Raw genomic sequence first — 17,372 nt, 5'->3', positions numbered from 1 at the left:
AGCCGACCCATCAAGTGTAGCGGTCGCACCTGAAAAACCGCCCAGCCCCATCGCGGATGCTGCTCGCCATACGATTGCGGAGTGAACTCCGCATCCCCCACCGGCACACAGGTGCACCTCCAGCTCGGCGACGTCAGCGCTCAGATCGCGCAGGTCGGCGCATCCCTCCGCTCGCTCCGCATCGGATACGTCGATCTGATCGCCCCGTATCCACTCGACTCGCCGACCCCTTCCTGCTCGGGCGTCGTGCTCACGCCCTGGCCGAATCGCGTCAGGGATGGAGCCTGGAACGACGAGGGCACCGAGCGGCAGCTCGCGATCACCGAGCCGAAGTTCATGAACGCCAGCCACGGGCTGCTGCGATTCACGGCCTACGCGATCGAGGAGACGGCGTCGGCGACGACGCTGAGCGCCACGATCGTGCCGCAGACGGGCTACCCCTATCTCGTCGAGACCAGTGTCACCTACGTGCTGCGTGCCGACGGGATCGACGTCACGCACGCGCTGACCAACCGTTCCGCCACCGCGGCACCGGTGGCACTCGGCACGCATCCGTTCGTGACGATCGGCGACGTCGACCCGCACGAGCTCGTGCTGCGGGTGCCGGCGCAGACCGCGTTCGACACCGACGAGCGCATGCTCCCCACGGGCACGCACCCGGCGGATGCCGCGCTGCGCGACGGAGTGCGCATCGGCGATGTGAGCCTCGACACCGGATTCACCGACCTCGACCGTGATGCCGACGGGCTGGTCCGGCACTCGCTGACCGCCCCCGACGGTCGGCGACTCACCCTCTGGCAGGGCGCCGGGTTCGACTTCGTGCAGGTCTACACGACCGACAAGTACCCGGGCCAGCCCCTCGCGGTGGCGATCGAGCCCATGACCGCGCCCGCCGATGCGCTGAACAGCGGTGTCGGCCTGCGCCGCCTCGCCCCCGGTGAGACCTGGACCCTCGACTGGGGCATCACGCTCGACTGAGCTCGGCGGCGCCCGCTCCACAACTCCGCCGGAAACGGCTGACGCCCGCCCGGAATGAAGTTCCGGGCGGGCGTCAGACTCCGTCGTGCGGAGGACGGGACGGCGAGGGCGACTACTCGCCGCGCTCGCGCAGCTCCCGGCGCGTCAGCTGATTCGCGTGCGGCAGCGACGAACCCGATTCCGCCGAGCCCGATTCCGACGTGCCCGCGCCGGCCAGCGCCAGATCGCCCGAAGGACGAGGGCCGTCCGAGGGGTCCGAGTCGCCGTTCGGTGCAGAGCCGTCGTCGCCCGACCCCGCCTTGCGGGCGCGTCGCCGCTCCTTCGCACCCTCGACCAGGTTGTAGAGCGTCGGCAGAACGATCAGCGTCAGTACGGTCGATGAGATGAGTCCACCGATCACGACGATGGCGAGCGGCTGCGAGATGAACCCGCCGTGCCCGGTGATGCCGAGTGCCATCGGGGTGAGCGCGAAGATCGTCGCCAGCGCCGTCATGAGGATCGGACGCAGACGCTTCTCGCCACCGGCCTTCACCGCATCGATCGTCGACAGCCCCTTCTCGCGATACTGGTTGACGAGGTCGATGAGCACGATCGCGTTGGTCACGACGATGCCGATGAGCATCAGCACACCGATCAGCGAGGCGACGCCGAGCGGCACACCCGTGACGATCTGCAGCAGGATCGCGCCCGTGGCCGCGAACGGCACAGAGACGAGCAGCAGCAGCGGCTGACGCAGCGACTTGAACGTCGCGACCATCACGACGTAGACGATCAGGATCGCGGCGAGCATGGCGAGCCCGAGCTGCGAGAACGAGTCGGCCTGCTGCGAGGCGACACCGCCCACCTCGGCTGACGCGCCGTCAGGCAGGTCGACCGCGGCCAGCGCCTCGGTGACCGACTGGGTCGCCACGGCGAGGTTGTCGGATGCCGGGGGCACCGTGATCGTGGCGGTGCGGCGTCCCTGCTCGGTGGTGATGGAGGTCGGGCCGTTGCGCTCCTCGACGGTCGCGATGTCCTGCAGCTGCACCACACCGGTGGCACTCGGGATGGTGAGCTCACGAAGCGCCTGCGCGGTGGCGGGCGGCTCGGATGCGGCGAGGTAGACAGTCAGCGCGGTGTCGTCGATCTCGACCGTGCCCACCTGCTGGGGGCGCATCGTGTTCGAGACGATGGATCCGACGGCGACCTCCGACAGTCCACGCTGCGCGGCGGCGTCGCGGTCGACGACCACGGCCAGGTACGGCAGAGCCGCGGCGAGGTTGTCGGTGACCTGTCCGATGCCGTCCCGACCGTCGAGCTCGTCCACCACGGCGGTGGTGGCGGTCTGCAGGTCTTCGGAGTCGGATGCCGAGACGGTGATCTCGATGTCACTCGAGCCGAGTCCGGCGGAGGCGGCGACCGACACCTCGCCGACGTCGGTGAGGCCCTCGATCGCGTCCTGGACATCGGCTCGGAGCTTCTCCTGGTCGGCATCCGCGTCGGTGAGCACCGAATAGGTCACGCCCGCTCCGCCCGAGAACGCGTCACGCAGGGCGGATCCGCTCGAGCCGATCGAGGCCTGCACGTGGGTGATGCCGTCGATGTCGAGCAGTGCGTCCTCGACGGCGATCGCCGCCTCCGACTTGGTCTCCAGGCTCGCGGTCGGGCCGAGGTCCTGCGTCACCGTCATGGTGTTCTGACCGGAGTCGCTGAGGAAGTTGATCTTCATGAGCGGTGCGGCGGCGAGCGTCGCACCGAGCACCACGACGGCGAGCACGACGGTCAGGCCGGAGTGCTTCAGCGTCCAGCCGAGGATCGGACGGTAGCCCTTCTGCAGTCGCGTCGGCGGAGCGTCCGGGTCCTCCGGGTCGATCTGCACGCCGTTCTCATCGAGCAGCGGCTTTCCCGGGCGGAGGAACCAGTACGCGAGCACCGGCACGATGGTCAGCGAGACCAGCAGCGACGCCACCATCGCGATCGACACGGTCATGGCGAACGGCCGGAACAGCTCGCCGACCATGTCGCCGACGAACACGATGGGCAGGAAGACGGCGACCGTCGTGATGGTCGAGGATGTGACTGCCATCGCCACCTCGCGCACCGCCAGACGGATGGCGTCTCCCTTGTCGGCATCCCCCACATAGTGCCGTTTGATGTTCTCGATCACGACGATCGAGTCGTCGACCACACGGCCGATCGCGATCGTGAGCGCGCCGAGGGTGAGGATGTTCAGCGAGTATCCGAACGCCTGCAGCCCTATGAAGGTGATGAGCACGCTGGTGGGGATCGAGATCGCCGTGACGAGCGTCGAGCGGATCGACAGCAGGAACACGAGGATGACGATCACGGCGAAGACGAGTCCGAGCAGGCCTTCGGTGGCGAGCGTCTCGATGGACTGCTGGATGAACGGAGCCTGGTCGAAGATGATCGTGAACTCGGCGTCGGGGAAGGCCTCGCCGATCGTGTCGAGCGCGGCGATGACACCCTGCGACACCTCGACGGTGTTCGCGGCCGGCAGCTTGGTGATCGAGATCGAGAGGGCGTCCTTGCCGTCGACGCGCGAGATCGACGAGATGGGGTCGCTCTCCTGCACCACCGTGGCGACGTCGCCGATGCTCTCGGTGGTGCCGACGAGCGGCAGCGCCGCGAGTTCATCGACCGAGGTGATCTTCGCGCCGGTCTGGACGGTGAGCGTCTGGCCGTTCTCGGTGATGTCGCCGCCGGGGAACAGCGTGCCGTTCTGCTGCAGCGCCGTGGTGATGGCCTGCGTGCTCTGACCGATCGCCGCCAGCTTCGCGACGTCGGGTGTGATCGTGATGCGCTGGCCGACGCCGCCGATGATCTCCGCGGCGTTGACACCGTCGACGTCTTCGAGTTCGGGGATCGCGACGCTCTGCAGCTCGGCCTGCGCGTTCTCGGCGTCTTCGAAGCCGGTCACGGCGACCTGGATCACCGGGAAGTCATCGATCGACACCGTCAGCACCTGCGGACTCACGTCTTCCGGCAGCTGCCCCGAGATGCGGTTGATCGCCTGCTGGATCTTCTGCTCGGCGGTCGCGAGGTTGGTGCCGTAGGCGAAGGTGGCCTGCACGATCGACGCGTTCGTCGTGCTCGTGGCGGTCGTGCCCTCGAGGCCGGGGACACCCTGGATCGCCGACTCGATGGGGGTCGAGACGTCGTTCTCGACGACCTCGGGCGAGGCGCCGGGGTAGGTCGTCATGACCATCAGGTTGGGCAGCTCGAGCGACGGGATGAGCTCCTGCTTGAGGTTCGTCAGAGCGAGCCCGCCGAACACGGCGGCGACGATCGTGATCAACGCGATCAGTGCGCGGTTCTTCAGACTCAGGACGGCGAGGTTCGACAAGGCGGATTCTCTCTCTGCGGGTCAGGCGGATGCTGCGGCGGTGGGTGCGGAGGTGGACGCCTGAGGAGTGAGGATCCCGGCGAGGGCGTCGCGGATGAGCTCTTCGTCGAGCGGCTCGTCGTGGATCTGAGAGTGCCAGAGTACGCCGTCGATGAAGACGGCTGCGGCCCTCGCTCTGTCGACCCCGTGAACGGGCGCGATGAAGCCGACGATCTCGTCGGACCACAGTCGCGCGAACTGCCGGACGCGCGGGTCATGCACCGCGGCGGTCACGACGGCGCGGTCGGCCTGGACGGCGCGTGCGTCCTCGAGCCCGCGGCGCACGAGGCGCGCGAGCCCCTCTGGCGTCACTCCCTCGATCACGACGGCCCGTCGTGTCGCGTCGATGCGCGCCTCGATCTCGGCGGCCAGCGCTCCGATCGCCGCGTCACGCAGATCGTCGAGCGTGGCGAAGTACTGCGTCGTCGATCCCAGCGGCACTCCGGCCCGGGCTGCGACCTTGCGGTGGGTGAGTGCGTCGACGCCGATCTCGACGATCAGCTCGGCTGCCGCGGTGATGATCTCGCGACGGCGCGCTTCAGGATCGCGGCGGCGGCGCGTGCCATCGCTCATCCTGACCCCCAGCGCGATCACCCCTGTACGGGCGTACATGTACGTTTGTACATTCTGCATCGCGAAGCTGTGGGTTCGCCCGGATCCCGACGTCGACGGTCAGAGCGTCGACCCGAGCGCCAGCCCGAGACCAGCGGCGATCAGCCCGAGCAGCAGCATCCCGATGGCGTTGACAGCGGATGCTCTGCGCTGACCGTCTCGCCACAGCACGACGGTGTCGAGCATGGCGGTGCTGAACGTCGTGTATCCGCCGAGAAGACCGGCCCCGACCACGAACGACTCGGACGGCAGTGCCGTGGTCAGCAGGCCCAACGCGAACGATCCGGTGAGATTGACGACGAGGATGCCCCAAGGGAGGCGGCGTCCGACGACCTTCGAGACACCGAGGTCGATGACGTACCGGAGGAGGGCTCCCACCCCTCCGGCGAGCGCGGCCGCGACGAACAGCAGCGGAGTCATGCCCTCCCTCCCGCAGGGAGCGTCGGTCGACGCGGGCGTCCGAGTCGCAGGCCCGCCGCGGCGGCGGCGAGTCCCAGGACCAGACTGGCGGCCGCATACGCGAATGCGAGCACCGGGGCGTCGCCCCAGAGCGCGACCGTTCCGGTCATGAACGCGCTGTAGGTCGTGAAGCCGCCGAGCACGCCCGTGCCGAGCAACAGTCTGAGCTCCGTGGCGCCGGGCAGGCGCGCGGCGAGAACGCCGATCAGGAGCGATCCGAGCACGTTCACGACGATGGTCGCGAGAGGCACGCCCCCGACATCCGGCATCAGCAGACCGATCGCGAGCCGAGCGGCGGTGCCGATGCTCCCGCCGACGAAGACGAGGAGCAGGCGGCGAAAGGTCACGCGGCAACTCTATCCGCGCCATTGCAACGCATCCCTCGAATGTCAACCCGTTGGGCGAAGCCGGTCGGCAGGCGAAGACTGAGGCCATGAAGCCACTGTGGAAGCTCGACCGGACCCCGCCCATCGGCACACCGTTCGACCCCGGCGCACGACACGACGTGATCATCGTGGGTGCGGGCCTCACCGGCCTCAGCACGGCGGTCATGCTCACGCGCGCCGGTCTCGACGTCGCGGTGATCGAGGCGGGATCCGTCGCCGAGCTCGCGACCGGCGGCAACACCGGCAAGCTCACCCTGCTGCAGGGGAAGCGTCTCGCCGAGATCCGCAAGCACCACTCCGCGGCGCTCGTGCAGGCCTACGTCGAGGGAAATCGCGAGGGCATGGACTGGCTGGTCGGCTTCGCCGATCACGCGGGAGTCAGCTACGAGCGGCGGATAGACCACTCGTACGCGCAGGACGCCGGCGGCATCGACTCGGTGCGCGAAGTGCACGAGGCGGCGCGGGAGGCGGGCCTCGAGACCAGGATGCTCACGCGAGGAGAGCTGGCCGGTGCGGCCTTCCCCGCCGCGGGAGCCGTGGCGCTCGACGACCAGGTGACCATCGATCCGGCACTCGTCACCCATGCGCTCGCGGACGAGCTTCTCTCCGCCGGGGGAACCCTGCACACCGGCGTCCGGGTCACGGCGACGCATGCGCTGCCCGACCCTCGAGTAGAGACACCGCTCGGCCCGCTGTTCGCCGATCACATCGTGATCGCGACCGGGTACCCGATCCTCGACCGGGGACTCTACTTCGCGAAGATGCGCGCCTTCCGCTCGTACTGCGTCTCGTTCCGCCTCCCCGGCGGCGTGCCGGACAGCACGTTCATCTCGGTCGACAGCCCCACGCGCTCGATCCGCCCGGTGTCGGATGCGGACGGCCCCGGCGGTCCTGCTCGACTGGTGGTCGGCGGAAACGGCCACTCCGTCGGCCGCTCGGACGGCGAGACCGCCGCGATCGACGATCTGGTCGAGTGGACGAGGCGGTACTTCCCGGATGCCGAGGAGACCCACCGCTGGTCTGCCCAGGACTATCAGTCGAACAACCAGATCCCCTTCGTCGGCGCCATGCCCCGGGGTCTCGGCCGCATCCGCTTCGCGACCGGGTACGCCAAGTGGGGTCTGTCGAACGCCCCCGCCGCCGCTCTGCGTCTCACCGCGGAGATCCTCGGTGCGAACTGGCACGACCGACCGTCGTGGATGGTCAAGATCGGCACGAGGCTCACCGTGCCGGCCGATCTTGCCCGCGGGGCCATCGAGGGCGCCAAGGTCGCCGCCGCAGCGACGACCGGGTGGGTCGACGCCGAGCGTCGGCCCGTGCCGGTCCCGAAGCCGGCAGAGGGCGAGGGCGTGGTCGCGAACCGCAGCGGCCGACCCGTGGGCATCTCGACGGTCGACGGCGTCACTCGGGCCGTCTCGGCCGTGTGCCCGCACCTCGGAGGCGTGCTCGATTGGAACGACGCCGAGTGCACGTGGGACTGCCCGCTGCACGCCTCGCGCTTCACGGCGGACGGCACGCGCATCGAGGGGCCGGCGCTGCAGGACCTCAAGCCCGTGCCCCGCAAGGTCGGCGGCTGAGGCTCAGCCCGCCGTCGGCGCTCCGGCGCCCGGCGGCGGCGCGTCCCATCCCTGCTGCGGCTGGTCGCAGTTCTCGCGGAACACGTACTGCGAGGCGAGCTTGCGCTGATGGCTCGACCAGTCGATGGCCGGGCGGCGCTGCTCGGGCGGCAGATAGCCGAGGCGGTACACCGCCATGAGCTCGAGGTCGTCCGGCACGCGCAGCAGCTTCACGATCTCGTCCCACTGCCCAGGGACCTCCATCGGGAACGAGATGAACTGGATGCCCATGCCGAGCTCGACCGTGGTGAGCCAGACGTTCTCCATCGCCGCGCCCATGCTGAACACCGAGTAGAACGACGACAGCTGGCCCGGTCGGTACTCGCTGCGATCGAGCATCACGCCGAGCAGCAGCGGCGATCCCGCGACGAGCTTGTGATTCTCCTCCCCGAGGGTCTTCGGCACCCCGAACGTGTTCATCAGCTTCTGGCCGCGCTTGGTGAACACCTGACTCGTGAACGGGCGGAGGGCCGCGGGGAGCTTGTCGAACAGCATCCCGCTGCGCTTCTCCTCCATCTCGGCCTGGCTGAAGCGGAAGTACGGCTTGTAGCGTTCGAAGAACGTGCCGTTCGACATCGCCTCGGTCATGCTGTCGCCCGAGATGCGGGCGATCTTGTCGATCGTGTCGCGGTTCTCGACGACCACGAACCGCCACGGCTGGCTGTTCAGCTGCGACGGCGCCCGACCTGCCGCCTCCAGCAGGATGCGCTGATGCTCCTCCGATACCGGGTCGGGCAGGAAGGGCCCGTTCGTGGTCTTGCGGCGGCGGATGGCGTCGAGCAGTTCCATGCGTTCACTTCCGGTCGGTGGCGAGGCGCGAGCAGACGAGGCCCGCGACGATGAAAGGGGCTGCGGCGAGCGCGACGAGCGGATGCCGTCGGCTGTGCGTGCCGAGATACGGGATGGCGGCGAGCGGCGCGGCGGCGGGCGCGAGGGCCAGGGCCGCGCGACGGCTCGCGTGCTTCGGCCGGCCCCAGAGGATCGCCGAGAACGCGGCGGCCGAAGTGGCGCACGTCGCTATGTAGATCGCATGGTGCAGCCAGCGGAAGCTGCTCGTGTCGATGAGTCTCGCGGCGACGGCCGAACCGAGGGCGACGTTCGCGGTGTAGGCGACGGCCGCCGCCGCGAACAGCGGCGCGGCATCCGTGCGTCTGCGTCGGTGGCCCATGCCATGACCCTACGCCCACCTCCGGCATCCGTTCCCGGCCTTGATCCGGTGTCCGCACTTGTGCAATGCCGTGACCCCCATGCGGGGTCGAGAACACATCGGAATCGGGTGATTCGGATGCGCTCTCGACCCCGCGGCGACCGGCGAAGGCGGTGCAGCGGGTTACAGGTTGCCGTCCGCGTAGACGCGGAGCGCGTCGCGGACGAACTCGGCGCCCTGCGTTCCGCCGGCGGACGTGGCGTAGTTCGCGCCGAAGCGCGGGTCGGCGACGTACATCTCACCGAGGCCGATGACGTACGCCTTGACGTCGCCGCCGGGCACGGCCGCGGGAGTGCCCGGGATGCCGGTCAGCCACTCGACGTGACGGCGGGCGATGTCCTGAGCCTCGGCGGATGCCGGATCGATGCCCCTCTCGGCGGCAGCTGTCCAGTCCCGGCCGAGGTCGGAGACGCGCTGCTGCCAGTCGGCGCGATCGGCGTCGGTCATCCCGCGCCACCAGCGGTCGCTGTCGGCGTAGGTCTTCCGACCCCAGCGCTGCTCGACCTCCTCCTTGTAACGGGTGTGGTCGAAACCGTCGAACATGTTCTCTGCCATGAGTTCTTCACCTCCTCTCAATGCGTTGATGGTGTTCTCGACCGACGCGATCTGCCGCGCCAGTCGGTACTGTTCCTCGCGCAGCAGCTCGAGGTGCGTCTCCAGCGCGGATTCCTCGCTCTGCCGTGCGTTCACCGGGTCGAGCACCTCGGCGATCTGCGGCAGACCGAGTCCGAGCTCGCGCAGCAGCAGAATGCGCTGCAGGCGCACGAGCGCCGCCTCGTCGTAGTGCCGGTAGCCGTTGTGCGCGATGCGCGAGGGCGGCAGCAGGCCCACGTCGTCGTAGTGACGCAGGGTTCTGCTCGTGGTGCCCGCGAGACGGGCGATGTCCTGGATCGACCATTCGCGACCAGCCATCTCGTCCTCCTTCCCTGGAACTGATGATGACTCCACGGTAGAAGTTGACGCTGCGTCAATGTCAAGTGAATCCACGCATGTCGGCATTCTGCACTCGAATGACTAGCTTTCGTGACGCAGCGATGACAGCCTCCGTGTGTAACGACAAAACGGAGGTGGACAGATGTCCCTAATGGCGGCAATGGAGCCGACGCTGATGAAGCGCCGCGCACAGGACGCACTGGATGAGGCGATCCTGCGTCTCGATGCCTGGTGGCTGGTGGTGATCGCGGCGATTCTCGTGTTCGGCGTCGCGTTCCTGGCAGCGCTGGCGCTGTGGTGCTTCTTCAAGGCGGGTGGCAGGCGCTTCACCGGCAACTGGCAGTGGGGCAAGAGCGGCGTCTCAGTGTGGATCGAATGCGTCTAACCCCTCGTCGCTTCCGGACATCGACCCCGATGTCCGGAAGCGGCGGCTTCGCACCGGACCCGCACGTCCTCCTCGACGTCTCATCGGTCTCGTTCGCCTACTCGAAGCGCGCTCCGGCGCTCCGTGATGTGTCGTTCGCGATCGAGCGCGGCGAGAAAGTGGGTCTCGTCGGACCCAACGGATCGGGCAAGTCGACGCTCATCCGCCTCACCGCCGATCTGCTGCAGCTCGGCCAGGGGAGCATCCGCATCACCGGGCGCCCTCATCAGGACCGCGCATCGCGCGAGCAGCTGGCTTTCATCGCGAGCAACGACTACCTGCCGCAGTTCCTGACCGGGCGCGAGTACCTCGATCTGATGCTCCGCCTCTATCGCCACCGTGCCGACCCGACCAGGGCCGACGAACTCCTCAGCCGCTATCAGATGGAGGCGCGTCAGTTCGACCTCATCGAGGACTACTCGCACGGCATGCGCAAGAAGATCCAGCTCATCTCGACGCTTCTGCTCGAGCGCCCGCTCACGATCATCGACGAGACGCTCAACGGCGTCGACGTCGATGCGCTCTTCGAATTCGAGACGGATGCATCCCGGATCGGAGGGGCGAAGGGGCTGCTGCTGTGCAGCCATGACTTCCGTCTTCTCGAGGCCGTGTGCGACCGCATCATCGTGCTGCGTCGCGGAGAGATCGCCTTCGACCTCCCGCTCCCCCGCATCCTGCGCGAATTCGGCTCGGTCGACTCCCTCGTCAAGACCGCGATCGCGCAGCCGTCGAGGGCGGTGGAATGACTCCCGCCCTGCAGCTCGCCGGCTTCCTCTCGGTGTTCCTCGTCAGGCGCATCGCTCGTCGGGGCGTGCTGCGCCTGCCGTCGGTGCGCTGGACGATCGCTCTCGCCGGTCTCGCCGCTTTCGTCGGCTTCTGCGCGTTCGGGGTGGTGATCCTCCGCCAGCTGATCAGCGAGCCCGAGCAGCTCTCCCCGCTTCTGCGCGTCGTCGGCGTGTCCACCCCGCTGTGGGTCCTGACGGTCTTCACGGTCGTGCGCGTGCTCTTCATGAAGGCGAGCGATCTGGTCGAGCTCACGTTCTCGTTCCCCCTGACCAATCGGGCGCGAACGCTGGGATTCATGCTCTTCGAGTCGCTGGTCGTGGGCCTCGGCGTGATACTCATGCTCGGCGCATTGGTCACCGGCACGATCTCGATCGGCGGATTCGGGATCCTCGATCAGGTCATCACCTGCTTGGTCATGCCCTCGACCGTCGCCTATCTCGTCGCGAGCGTCTACTACCTGGGCCTGGAGCGACTGCTGCTGCGTCTGCGGCTGGCGAGGCTCCGGGCGTTCATCGTGCCGGTGGTGCTGGCGGCCACGCTTGTCGCCCTCTACCTCGGCGTGTCGACGCAGTCGGAATCCGTGCTCTTCGCGGCGGTCGGCCAGGGCGGCGACTACTTCGCGGTGCAGCTGCTCTTCGCCGACATCGCCGCGAGTCACGGGATCATGGCGGCCACGGGCATCTGGCTGGCCATGCTGGCGCTGCTGGTCTGCGCCGTCTTCGCGATCGCGCCGCGACAGTTCGATCCGACCCGTCGCTTCGCGATCGTGCCCCGCCTGTTCGGCCCCACGGAGTTCGGCGCGTACTTCGCCGCCCACATCAGGGGAATCGAGACGGTGACGGTCTGCGGCATCTCCCTCGCAGGCTCCTACGCGCTCTTCCTCGCCGACATCCGACTCCCGCCGATCCTGCTGCTGGCCGTCACCGTGCAGTCCGTGTACGCCTACGTCTCGACGGAGCCCCTGCGGGCGTGCGGTCCGCGCCGCCACGGTCCAGGCATGCGGTACGTGCTCGTGATCGGACCCCAGCTGGCGACCCTCGCGATCATCGCACCTCCGATCAGCATCCTGTCCGCTCTCACCGGGGCGAGGCTCGACGAGATCCTCTCCGTCGTCGGCTTCGCGGTGTCGAACGTCATCGTGCTCACCCTCGCCGGCATCGCCTTCCCGCCCGAGAAGGGCAACCCCTTCTCGGTCATCGCGGGAGCCGCCGTCGCCGGCCTCGTGACGGGCACGATCATGCTCGGCACCAACCTCCTGGGTCTTCCCCCACCGTTCACGGTCGGAGTGATGCTCGCGCTCACCCTGATCGCCGCCGCACTCTCCATCGCAGGGATGGACAGGATAGAAAGGACCTCTCGTCATGAAGTGGTTGTTTAGGGCCGCCATCAGCGTCGTCGGAGCGCTCGTCGTCATCGCAGGATCCGCCGTCACCGCCGCGATCTGGCTGATGTTCACCGGAGGATCCGCCGAGGGTCGACGCCTGGGGTTCTTCGACTCGGTCTTCGTCGACGTCCGGCAGAGCGCAGAGGGCGCGGTCCAGCTCGGCACCGGCGTCAACGATCCCCTTCCGCTGATCCTCGGCGTGATCGTGGTCGCCGTGTTCATCCTCGCCGTGTTCGTCGTGCATGACGGCCTTCTCGAACGGAAGAGGCAGCTCCTCGCCGAGGCCGACTGACATGTGGTCGGTCAGTGTGTCGCGCATCGATGGGGTTCTGGTCTGCCGATGGCTGCTGCTCGCCGCCTGGCCGATGAACACCGTGTTCGCGGTTCTGCTGACCGCGACCGTCGCTCTGGGCGCGATCACCGGGCAGCCCGCGATCGTCGAGGCCGCACTGATGATCGCAGTCCACTACGCCGCCGGCCTCGGCGGGTCGTTCGCGCTGCATGAACTCGGGCACCTCGCCGTGCTGTCCCGGGCGACCGGCGTCACGGCGATCACGCTCGAGCGCTCGCTGTGGAGGACGTCGATCAGTCCGCACGGCCGAGTCGGCGACCGGGACGCCGTGCTCGCCGCCCTCGCGGGTCCTGGCGCGTGCGTCGTCGTCGGAGCCGCCCTGTGGCTGCTCGCGCCGGGACTCCAGCTGCACGGGTGGTACCTGGCGCATGCCGTGTTCCTCATTCCGGTCTTCAACGACGGCCGGATCCTGTGGTCCGTCAGTCGGGCTCGCCGCACCGCCTCCTCGCGGGCGGTCGAGTGACGCCAACCGATATTCTTCATCCGCTCGTCACACGTTGTGGCCCCACCATCGCTACGGTCGACACGTGCCCGAATCACACTCCGCCATGCATCCGCTCGCCCTCGCTCCGGTGATCGCTCCCCCGAGCACCGTCGACGAATTCGTGAAGCGATTTCTGCACAACCTCAATCTCGAGCGCGGCGTCGCACTGTCGGCATCGAGCGCGAACGACCGCTATCTCGCGCTCGCGCACACGGTGCGCGACTACCTGATGGCTCGCTGGCTCGAGGATCTGCGTCACCAGAAGGAGACGCAGGCGAAGGGCGTCTGCTATCTCTCGGCGGAGTACCTGCTCGGTCGCCAGCTCGACAACAATCTGCTCGCGGCCGGCCTCACCGACATCGCCGACGAGGCCCTCGCCGCGTGCGGCGTCTCGCTCGACGACCTGCGCGCGCACGAGGTCGAGCCCGGTCTCGGCAACGGCGGGCTCGGGCGCCTCGCGGCCTGCTTCGTCGACTCGCTCGCCACGATGGGCGTGCCCAGCATCGGATACGGCATCCGCTACGAGTACGGGATCTTCCGACAGACGTTCGTCGACGGCCAGCAGGTCGAACAGCCCGACTCCTGGCTCACGCTCGGTTCGCCGTGGGAGTTCGCCCGTCCCGAAGACGCACAGACCATCGCGTTCGGCGGCCACACCGAGAAGTACGACGACGACGGCATCACGCGCAGCCGCTGGGTGCCGGCGTGGAACGTGCAGGCGGTGCCGTACAACTACATGGTCCCTGGGTTCCGCAACGGGCGGGTCAACACCCTGCGCCTGTGGAGCGCCGTCGCCACCAGCGCGTTCGACCTGCGCATCTTCAACTCCGGCGACTACGAAGAGGCGGTGCGCGCGCAGACCTACGCCGAGACCATCTCGAAGGTGCTCTACCCCGAGGACTCCACGCCGCAGGGCAAGGAACTGCGTCTGCAGCAGCAGTACTTCTTCGTCGCCGCGTCGATCCACGACTTCCTCGACAACATGCTCGCCGACGGCTTCGAGCTCGCGAACCTCCCCGACCGCGTGATCTTCCAGCTCAACGACACGCACCCAGTGATCGCTGTGCCCGAGTTCATGCGGGTGCTCGTCGACGAGAGGCATCTCGAGTGGGATGCCGCGTGGGCCATCACGCAGCAGTGCTTCGCCTACACGTGCCACACACTGCTTCCGGAGGCGCTGGAGGTGTGGCCGGTCGAGCTGCTCGGACGCCTGCTGCCCCGCCACCTCGAGATCATCTATCGCATCAACGACGAGTTCCTCGTCGCGGTGCGCGAGCGGTTCGGCGATGACGAGATGCTCGTGCGCAACATGTCGATCATCGCGGAGCACCCGGTCCGCTCGGTGCGCATGGCATACCTCGCGACCGTCGCGGGCGCCAAGGTCAACGGCGTCGCCGAACTGCACTCGCAGCTGCTGCGCGACAAGGTGCTGAGCGACTTCGATGCGTTCTTCCCCGACAAGTTCACGAACGTGACCAACGGCGTGACGCCGCGGCGCTTCCTCCGCCTCGCCAATCCCGAGCTCTCGTCGCTCATCACCGCGGCGATCGGCGAGGGCTGGACCACCGATCTGGAGCGCCTGCACGAACTCGAGCCCTTCGCCGATGATGCCGAGTTCCGCGCCGCGTTCGCCTCGGTGAAGGCCGCCAACAAGCGCCGCCTGAGCGACGCGCTGCGCGAACGCGACGGTGTCGAGATCAGCGACGGCCACATGTTGGATGTGATGGTCAAGCGCCTGCACGAGTACAAGCGTCAGCTGCTCAAGGTGCTGCACATCGTCACCACCTACGAGGGGGTGATCTCCGGACGCCTCGCAGTGTCGGATGTCGTGCCGCGCACCGCGATCTTCGGGGCGAAGGCGGCTCCCGGCTACGCGATGGCGAAGCGCATCATCCACCTCATCAACGCGGTCGGCGAGGTCGTGAACACCGACCCTCGGCTGGAAGGCCGCCTCACGGTCGTCTTCCCTCCGAACTACAACGTGACGCTGGCCGAGCGGGTCATCCCCGCCGCCGACCTGTCGGAGCAGATCTCGCTCGCAGGCAAGGAGGCGTCAGGCACCGGCAACATGAAGTTCGCGCTGAACGGCGCGCTCACGATCGGGACGGACGACGGGGCGAACGTCGAGATCCGCGAGCTCGTCGGAGACGACCATTTCTATCTGTTCGGCATGAGCGAGCCCGAGGTCGAGGCGCTCAGCATCCGCGGTTACCGGCCGCAGGAGTTCTACCAGCACGACGAGGGACTCCGCCGGGCGATCGATTTGATCGCATCCGGGGCCTTCTCCCGCGGCGACCGCTCGGTGTTCGAGCCGGTCGTCTCGAATCTCCTCTACGAAGACCGCTTCATGGTGCTCGCCGACTATGCGTCCTACATCGAGGCACAGAGCAGAGTGGATGCCGCGTACGCCGACCAGGACGCGTGGACCCGCTCAGCGATCCTCAACGTCGCCCGCACCGGCTTCTTCTCGTCCGACCGTTCGATCCGCGATTACATCGACCGGATCTGGCACACCCCGCCTCTCGTCTGAGGCGTCCTCCTGGGCTGTCTCCTGTGTTCAGGCCCGGTCATCCAGACCGTTTGCAGGCCCGGTCGTCCAGACCGTGTGCAGGCCGGATCGTCCAGACCGTGTGCAGGACCGAAGCACGTCTGCAGGAACCTCCCAGGCGGATTCTCCTGCAGACGTGCCGCGATTCTGCAGACGGGATGCTCCGGCCACACCCCCCCTTGACAGAGTCGAGATATATCGTGTTACTCTGTGCAGACACGATATATCGTGATCCCTCGAACCAGGAGAAGCAGACATGACCGAGAAGTGGCTCATCGCCCCCGGCGAAGAACGCGTCATCGACATCGAGAACGTCACCCGACTGAAGATCGGCCTGGTCGGCGGTCAGGTCGATGTCATCGCACACGACGAACCCGGCATCCGCATCGAGGTGCACGGCGTCACGACCAAGGACCTCCGCATCGAGGCGAACAACGGCGAGGTCGAGATCGACCACCCGCAGCTCGGCTGGGACAACTTCCTCGAGGTGTTCCGCAACTTCGGATCGGGCGGCCCCAAGGCCGAGGTGAGCGTCGCCGTCCCCCGCTCGATCGCCCTCAACCTCGGCGTCGTGAGCGCCGGAGCGCTCGTCTCGGGCATCCGCAACGACGCCCGCCTCAACACCGTCTCGGGCGACCTCATCGTCGACACCCTCATCGGCGACCTGACCGTCAACTCGGTCTCCGGCGACGTGCAGGTGCGCGGACTCACGGGATCGATCAGCGCGAACAGCGTCTCGGGCGATGTCGCAGTCACGGGCACCATCCGTCGCGCGACCGTCGACATCGTCTCGGGCTCGACACTGGTCGACGCCGCAGGCGACGTGAACACGATCAACGTCAACTCGGTCTCGGGCGGCACCACGGTGCGCCTCGACGAGTCGCTCGCTGCGAACTACGTCATCCGCTCGCTGAGCGGGCGACTGCTGATCGACGGCGTCGAACGCGGCTCCTCCGGCATCAACAACTACACCGGCTCGACGGGCGAGCTCGCAGGACGCTTCGTCGATCTGCGCGCCAACTCGGTCTCCGGCGGCGTGACCGTGCTGCGGCGCACGCCCGAGTCGATCACCGACGATGCGGAGTGGGAAGCATGAGCCCCGCAGTCTTCTCGCACGGCGACCTCAGGCTCTACCTGCTCTCGCTGCTCGCCGAGGCGCCGCAGCACGGCTACGGGATCATCCAGGCACTGACCGATCGCACGGGCGGCACCTACACGCCGAGCGCCGGCACCATCTACCCTCGGCTGGCCAAGCTCGAGGAAGAGGGGCTGGTCACCAAGACGGTCGACGGTCGCACCACGATCTACGCGATCACGGATGCGGGACGCGCCGAGCTGGCATCTCGCGAGGGCGACCTCGCCGGAATCGAGGCCGGCCTGACCGACTCGGTGCGACTGATCGCCAACGAGGTGCGGCAGAGCGTCAAGGAGGCCATGAAGAGCCTCCGCGCCGACCTCGCCACGGCGGAGAAGGACGACCGCGCCGCATCCAAGTCCCGTCCGCGGACCGCAGGCGACGACGAGCGCATCGTCACCCGTGAGGAGCTGCACCGAGCGGATGCCGTCATCAACGCCTTCCGCGCACGCGTGCGCACCGACCTCCGCACGCATGTGGCGAAGGGCGGCACGCTGCCGGCATCCGTCGTCTCGCAGCTGGAGGACGGCCTGGACGCCGCGGCGCGAGGCATCACCACCGCGCTGGCGTCACTCGGCCGCTGAGCTCAGCGGCCGACGCCTGCTGAGACGCTCGAAGCCCCTCCCGTCACACGACGAGAGGGGCTTCGGCCGTTCGCACCCGTCGGAGCTCAGCGAGGGATGCGA

General features: G+C 68.0%; 17 protein-coding genes. 10 read left to right on the top strand and 7 right to left on the bottom strand.

Going from position 1 to position 17,372, the window contains the following annotated elements:
• The first annotated feature begins 81 nt into the window (after positions 1-81).
• Positions 82-978 carry an aldose 1-epimerase family protein gene (locus tag BMW26_RS02225; RefSeq protein WP_072590648.1) on the top strand — a complete coding sequence of 299 codons (897 nt, stop codon included), beginning with the start codon at positions 82-84 and terminating at the stop codon, positions 976-978.
• 112 nt (positions 979-1,090) lie between these two features.
• Here the strand turns inward: BMW26_RS02225 and BMW26_RS02220 are convergent, their stop codons facing one another.
• From BMW26_RS02220 to BMW26_RS02205, 4 genes are all read right to left on the bottom strand, one after another.
• The gene (locus tag BMW26_RS02220) at positions 1,091-4,321 is read right to left on the bottom strand and encodes an efflux RND transporter permease subunit (protein ID WP_072590647.1); all 3,231 of its coding nucleotides are present in this window, start codon (positions 4,319-4,321) and stop codon (positions 1,091-1,093) included.
• Between the two features lie 21 nt (positions 4,322-4,342).
• A complete protein-coding gene (locus BMW26_RS02215; RefSeq protein ID WP_056276561.1) occupies positions 4,343-4,933 on the bottom strand; it encodes a TetR/AcrR family transcriptional regulator in 591 nt (196 codons plus the stop codon).
• A gap of 99 nt (positions 4,934-5,032) precedes the next feature.
• The gene (locus BMW26_RS02210; protein ID WP_056276557.1) at positions 5,033-5,392 is read right to left on the bottom strand and encodes a fluoride efflux transporter FluC; all 360 of its coding nucleotides are present in this window, start codon (positions 5,390-5,392) and stop codon (positions 5,033-5,035) included.
• On the bottom strand, positions 5,389-5,778 hold the full coding sequence (locus BMW26_RS02205; RefSeq protein WP_072590646.1) for a fluoride efflux transporter FluC: 390 nt from the start codon (positions 5,776-5,778) through the stop codon (positions 5,389-5,391). The genes BMW26_RS02210 and BMW26_RS02205 overlap by 4 nt, the downstream gene beginning before the upstream one ends.
• Before the next feature lie 86 nt (positions 5,779-5,864).
• Between BMW26_RS02205 and BMW26_RS02200 the strand changes: the two genes are divergently transcribed.
• A complete protein-coding gene (locus BMW26_RS02200; protein WP_072590645.1) occupies positions 5,865-7,394 on the top strand; it encodes an FAD-dependent oxidoreductase in 1,530 nt (509 codons plus the stop codon).
• A 3-nt stretch (positions 7,395-7,397) separates the two neighbouring features.
• Here the strand turns inward: BMW26_RS02200 and BMW26_RS02195 are convergent, their stop codons facing one another.
• The 3 genes from BMW26_RS02195 to BMW26_RS02185 all read right to left on the bottom strand — a co-directional run bounded on the left by BMW26_RS02195 (position 7,398) and on the right by BMW26_RS02185 (position 9,552).
• The gene (locus BMW26_RS02195; RefSeq protein WP_053098629.1) at positions 7,398-8,222 is read right to left on the bottom strand and encodes a nitroreductase family protein; all 825 of its coding nucleotides are present in this window, start codon (positions 8,220-8,222) and stop codon (positions 7,398-7,400) included.
• 4 nt (positions 8,223-8,226) lie between these two features.
• Positions 8,227-8,601 carry a hypothetical protein gene (locus BMW26_RS02190; protein ID WP_056276548.1) on the bottom strand — a complete coding sequence of 125 codons (375 nt, stop codon included), beginning with the start codon at positions 8,599-8,601 and terminating at the stop codon, positions 8,227-8,229.
• A 162-nt stretch (positions 8,602-8,763) separates the two neighbouring features.
• Positions 8,764-9,552 (bottom strand): MerR family transcriptional regulator, encoded by a 789-nt coding sequence (locus tag BMW26_RS02185; RefSeq protein WP_072590644.1) that lies wholly within the window; start codon positions 9,550-9,552, stop codon positions 8,764-8,766.
• A 196-nt stretch (positions 9,553-9,748) separates the two neighbouring features.
• On the opposite strand from BMW26_RS02185, the gene BMW26_RS02180 reads away from it, so the two are divergent.
• From BMW26_RS02180 to BMW26_RS02145, 8 genes are all read left to right on the top strand, one after another.
• Positions 9,749-9,958, top strand: coding sequence for a hypothetical protein (locus tag BMW26_RS02180; protein ID WP_198032368.1), 210 nt, complete (start codon positions 9,749-9,751; stop codon positions 9,956-9,958).
• Positions 9,959-9,987: 29 nt separating this feature from the next.
• A complete protein-coding gene (locus tag BMW26_RS02175) occupies positions 9,988-10,743 on the top strand; it encodes an ATP-binding cassette domain-containing protein (protein ID WP_053098625.1) in 756 nt (251 codons plus the stop codon).
• Complete coding sequence (locus BMW26_RS02170) at positions 10,740-12,161, top strand: hypothetical protein (protein ID WP_072590642.1); 1,422 nt, start codon at positions 10,740-10,742, stop codon at positions 12,159-12,161. Before BMW26_RS02175 ends, BMW26_RS02170 begins: the two co-directional genes overlap by 4 nt.
• Positions 12,145-12,459, top strand: coding sequence for a hypothetical protein (locus BMW26_RS02165; protein ID WP_056276528.1), 315 nt, complete (start codon positions 12,145-12,147; stop codon positions 12,457-12,459). Before BMW26_RS02170 ends, BMW26_RS02165 begins: the two co-directional genes overlap by 17 nt.
• Before the next feature lies 1 nt (position 12,460).
• A complete protein-coding gene (locus BMW26_RS02160; RefSeq protein WP_072590641.1) occupies positions 12,461-12,982 on the top strand; it encodes a hypothetical protein in 522 nt (173 codons plus the stop codon).
• 85 nt (positions 12,983-13,067) lie between these two features.
• Entirely contained in the window at positions 13,068-15,533 is a 2,466-nt protein-coding gene (locus BMW26_RS02155) for a glycogen/starch/alpha-glucan phosphorylase (RefSeq protein WP_072590640.1), read from the top strand.
• 274 nt (positions 15,534-15,807) lie between these two features.
• Positions 15,808-16,647: a DUF4097 family beta strand repeat-containing protein gene (locus BMW26_RS02150; protein WP_053098620.1), complete on the top strand. Its 840-nt coding sequence runs from the start codon at positions 15,808-15,810 to the stop codon at positions 16,645-16,647.
• Entirely contained in the window at positions 16,644-17,270 is a 627-nt protein-coding gene (locus tag BMW26_RS02145; protein ID WP_053098619.1) for a PadR family transcriptional regulator, read from the top strand. The genes BMW26_RS02150 and BMW26_RS02145 overlap by 4 nt, the downstream gene beginning before the upstream one ends.
• Positions 17,271-17,372: the final 102 nt, after the last annotated feature.

The sequence above is a fragment of the Microbacterium sp. 1.5R genome, from assembly GCF_001889265.1.
Lineage (GTDB): Bacteria > Actinomycetota > Actinomycetes > Actinomycetales > Microbacteriaceae > Microbacterium.
The sequence above is the reverse complement of the archived record's forward strand: the minus strand, read 5'-3'. Positions and strand labels throughout refer to the sequence as shown.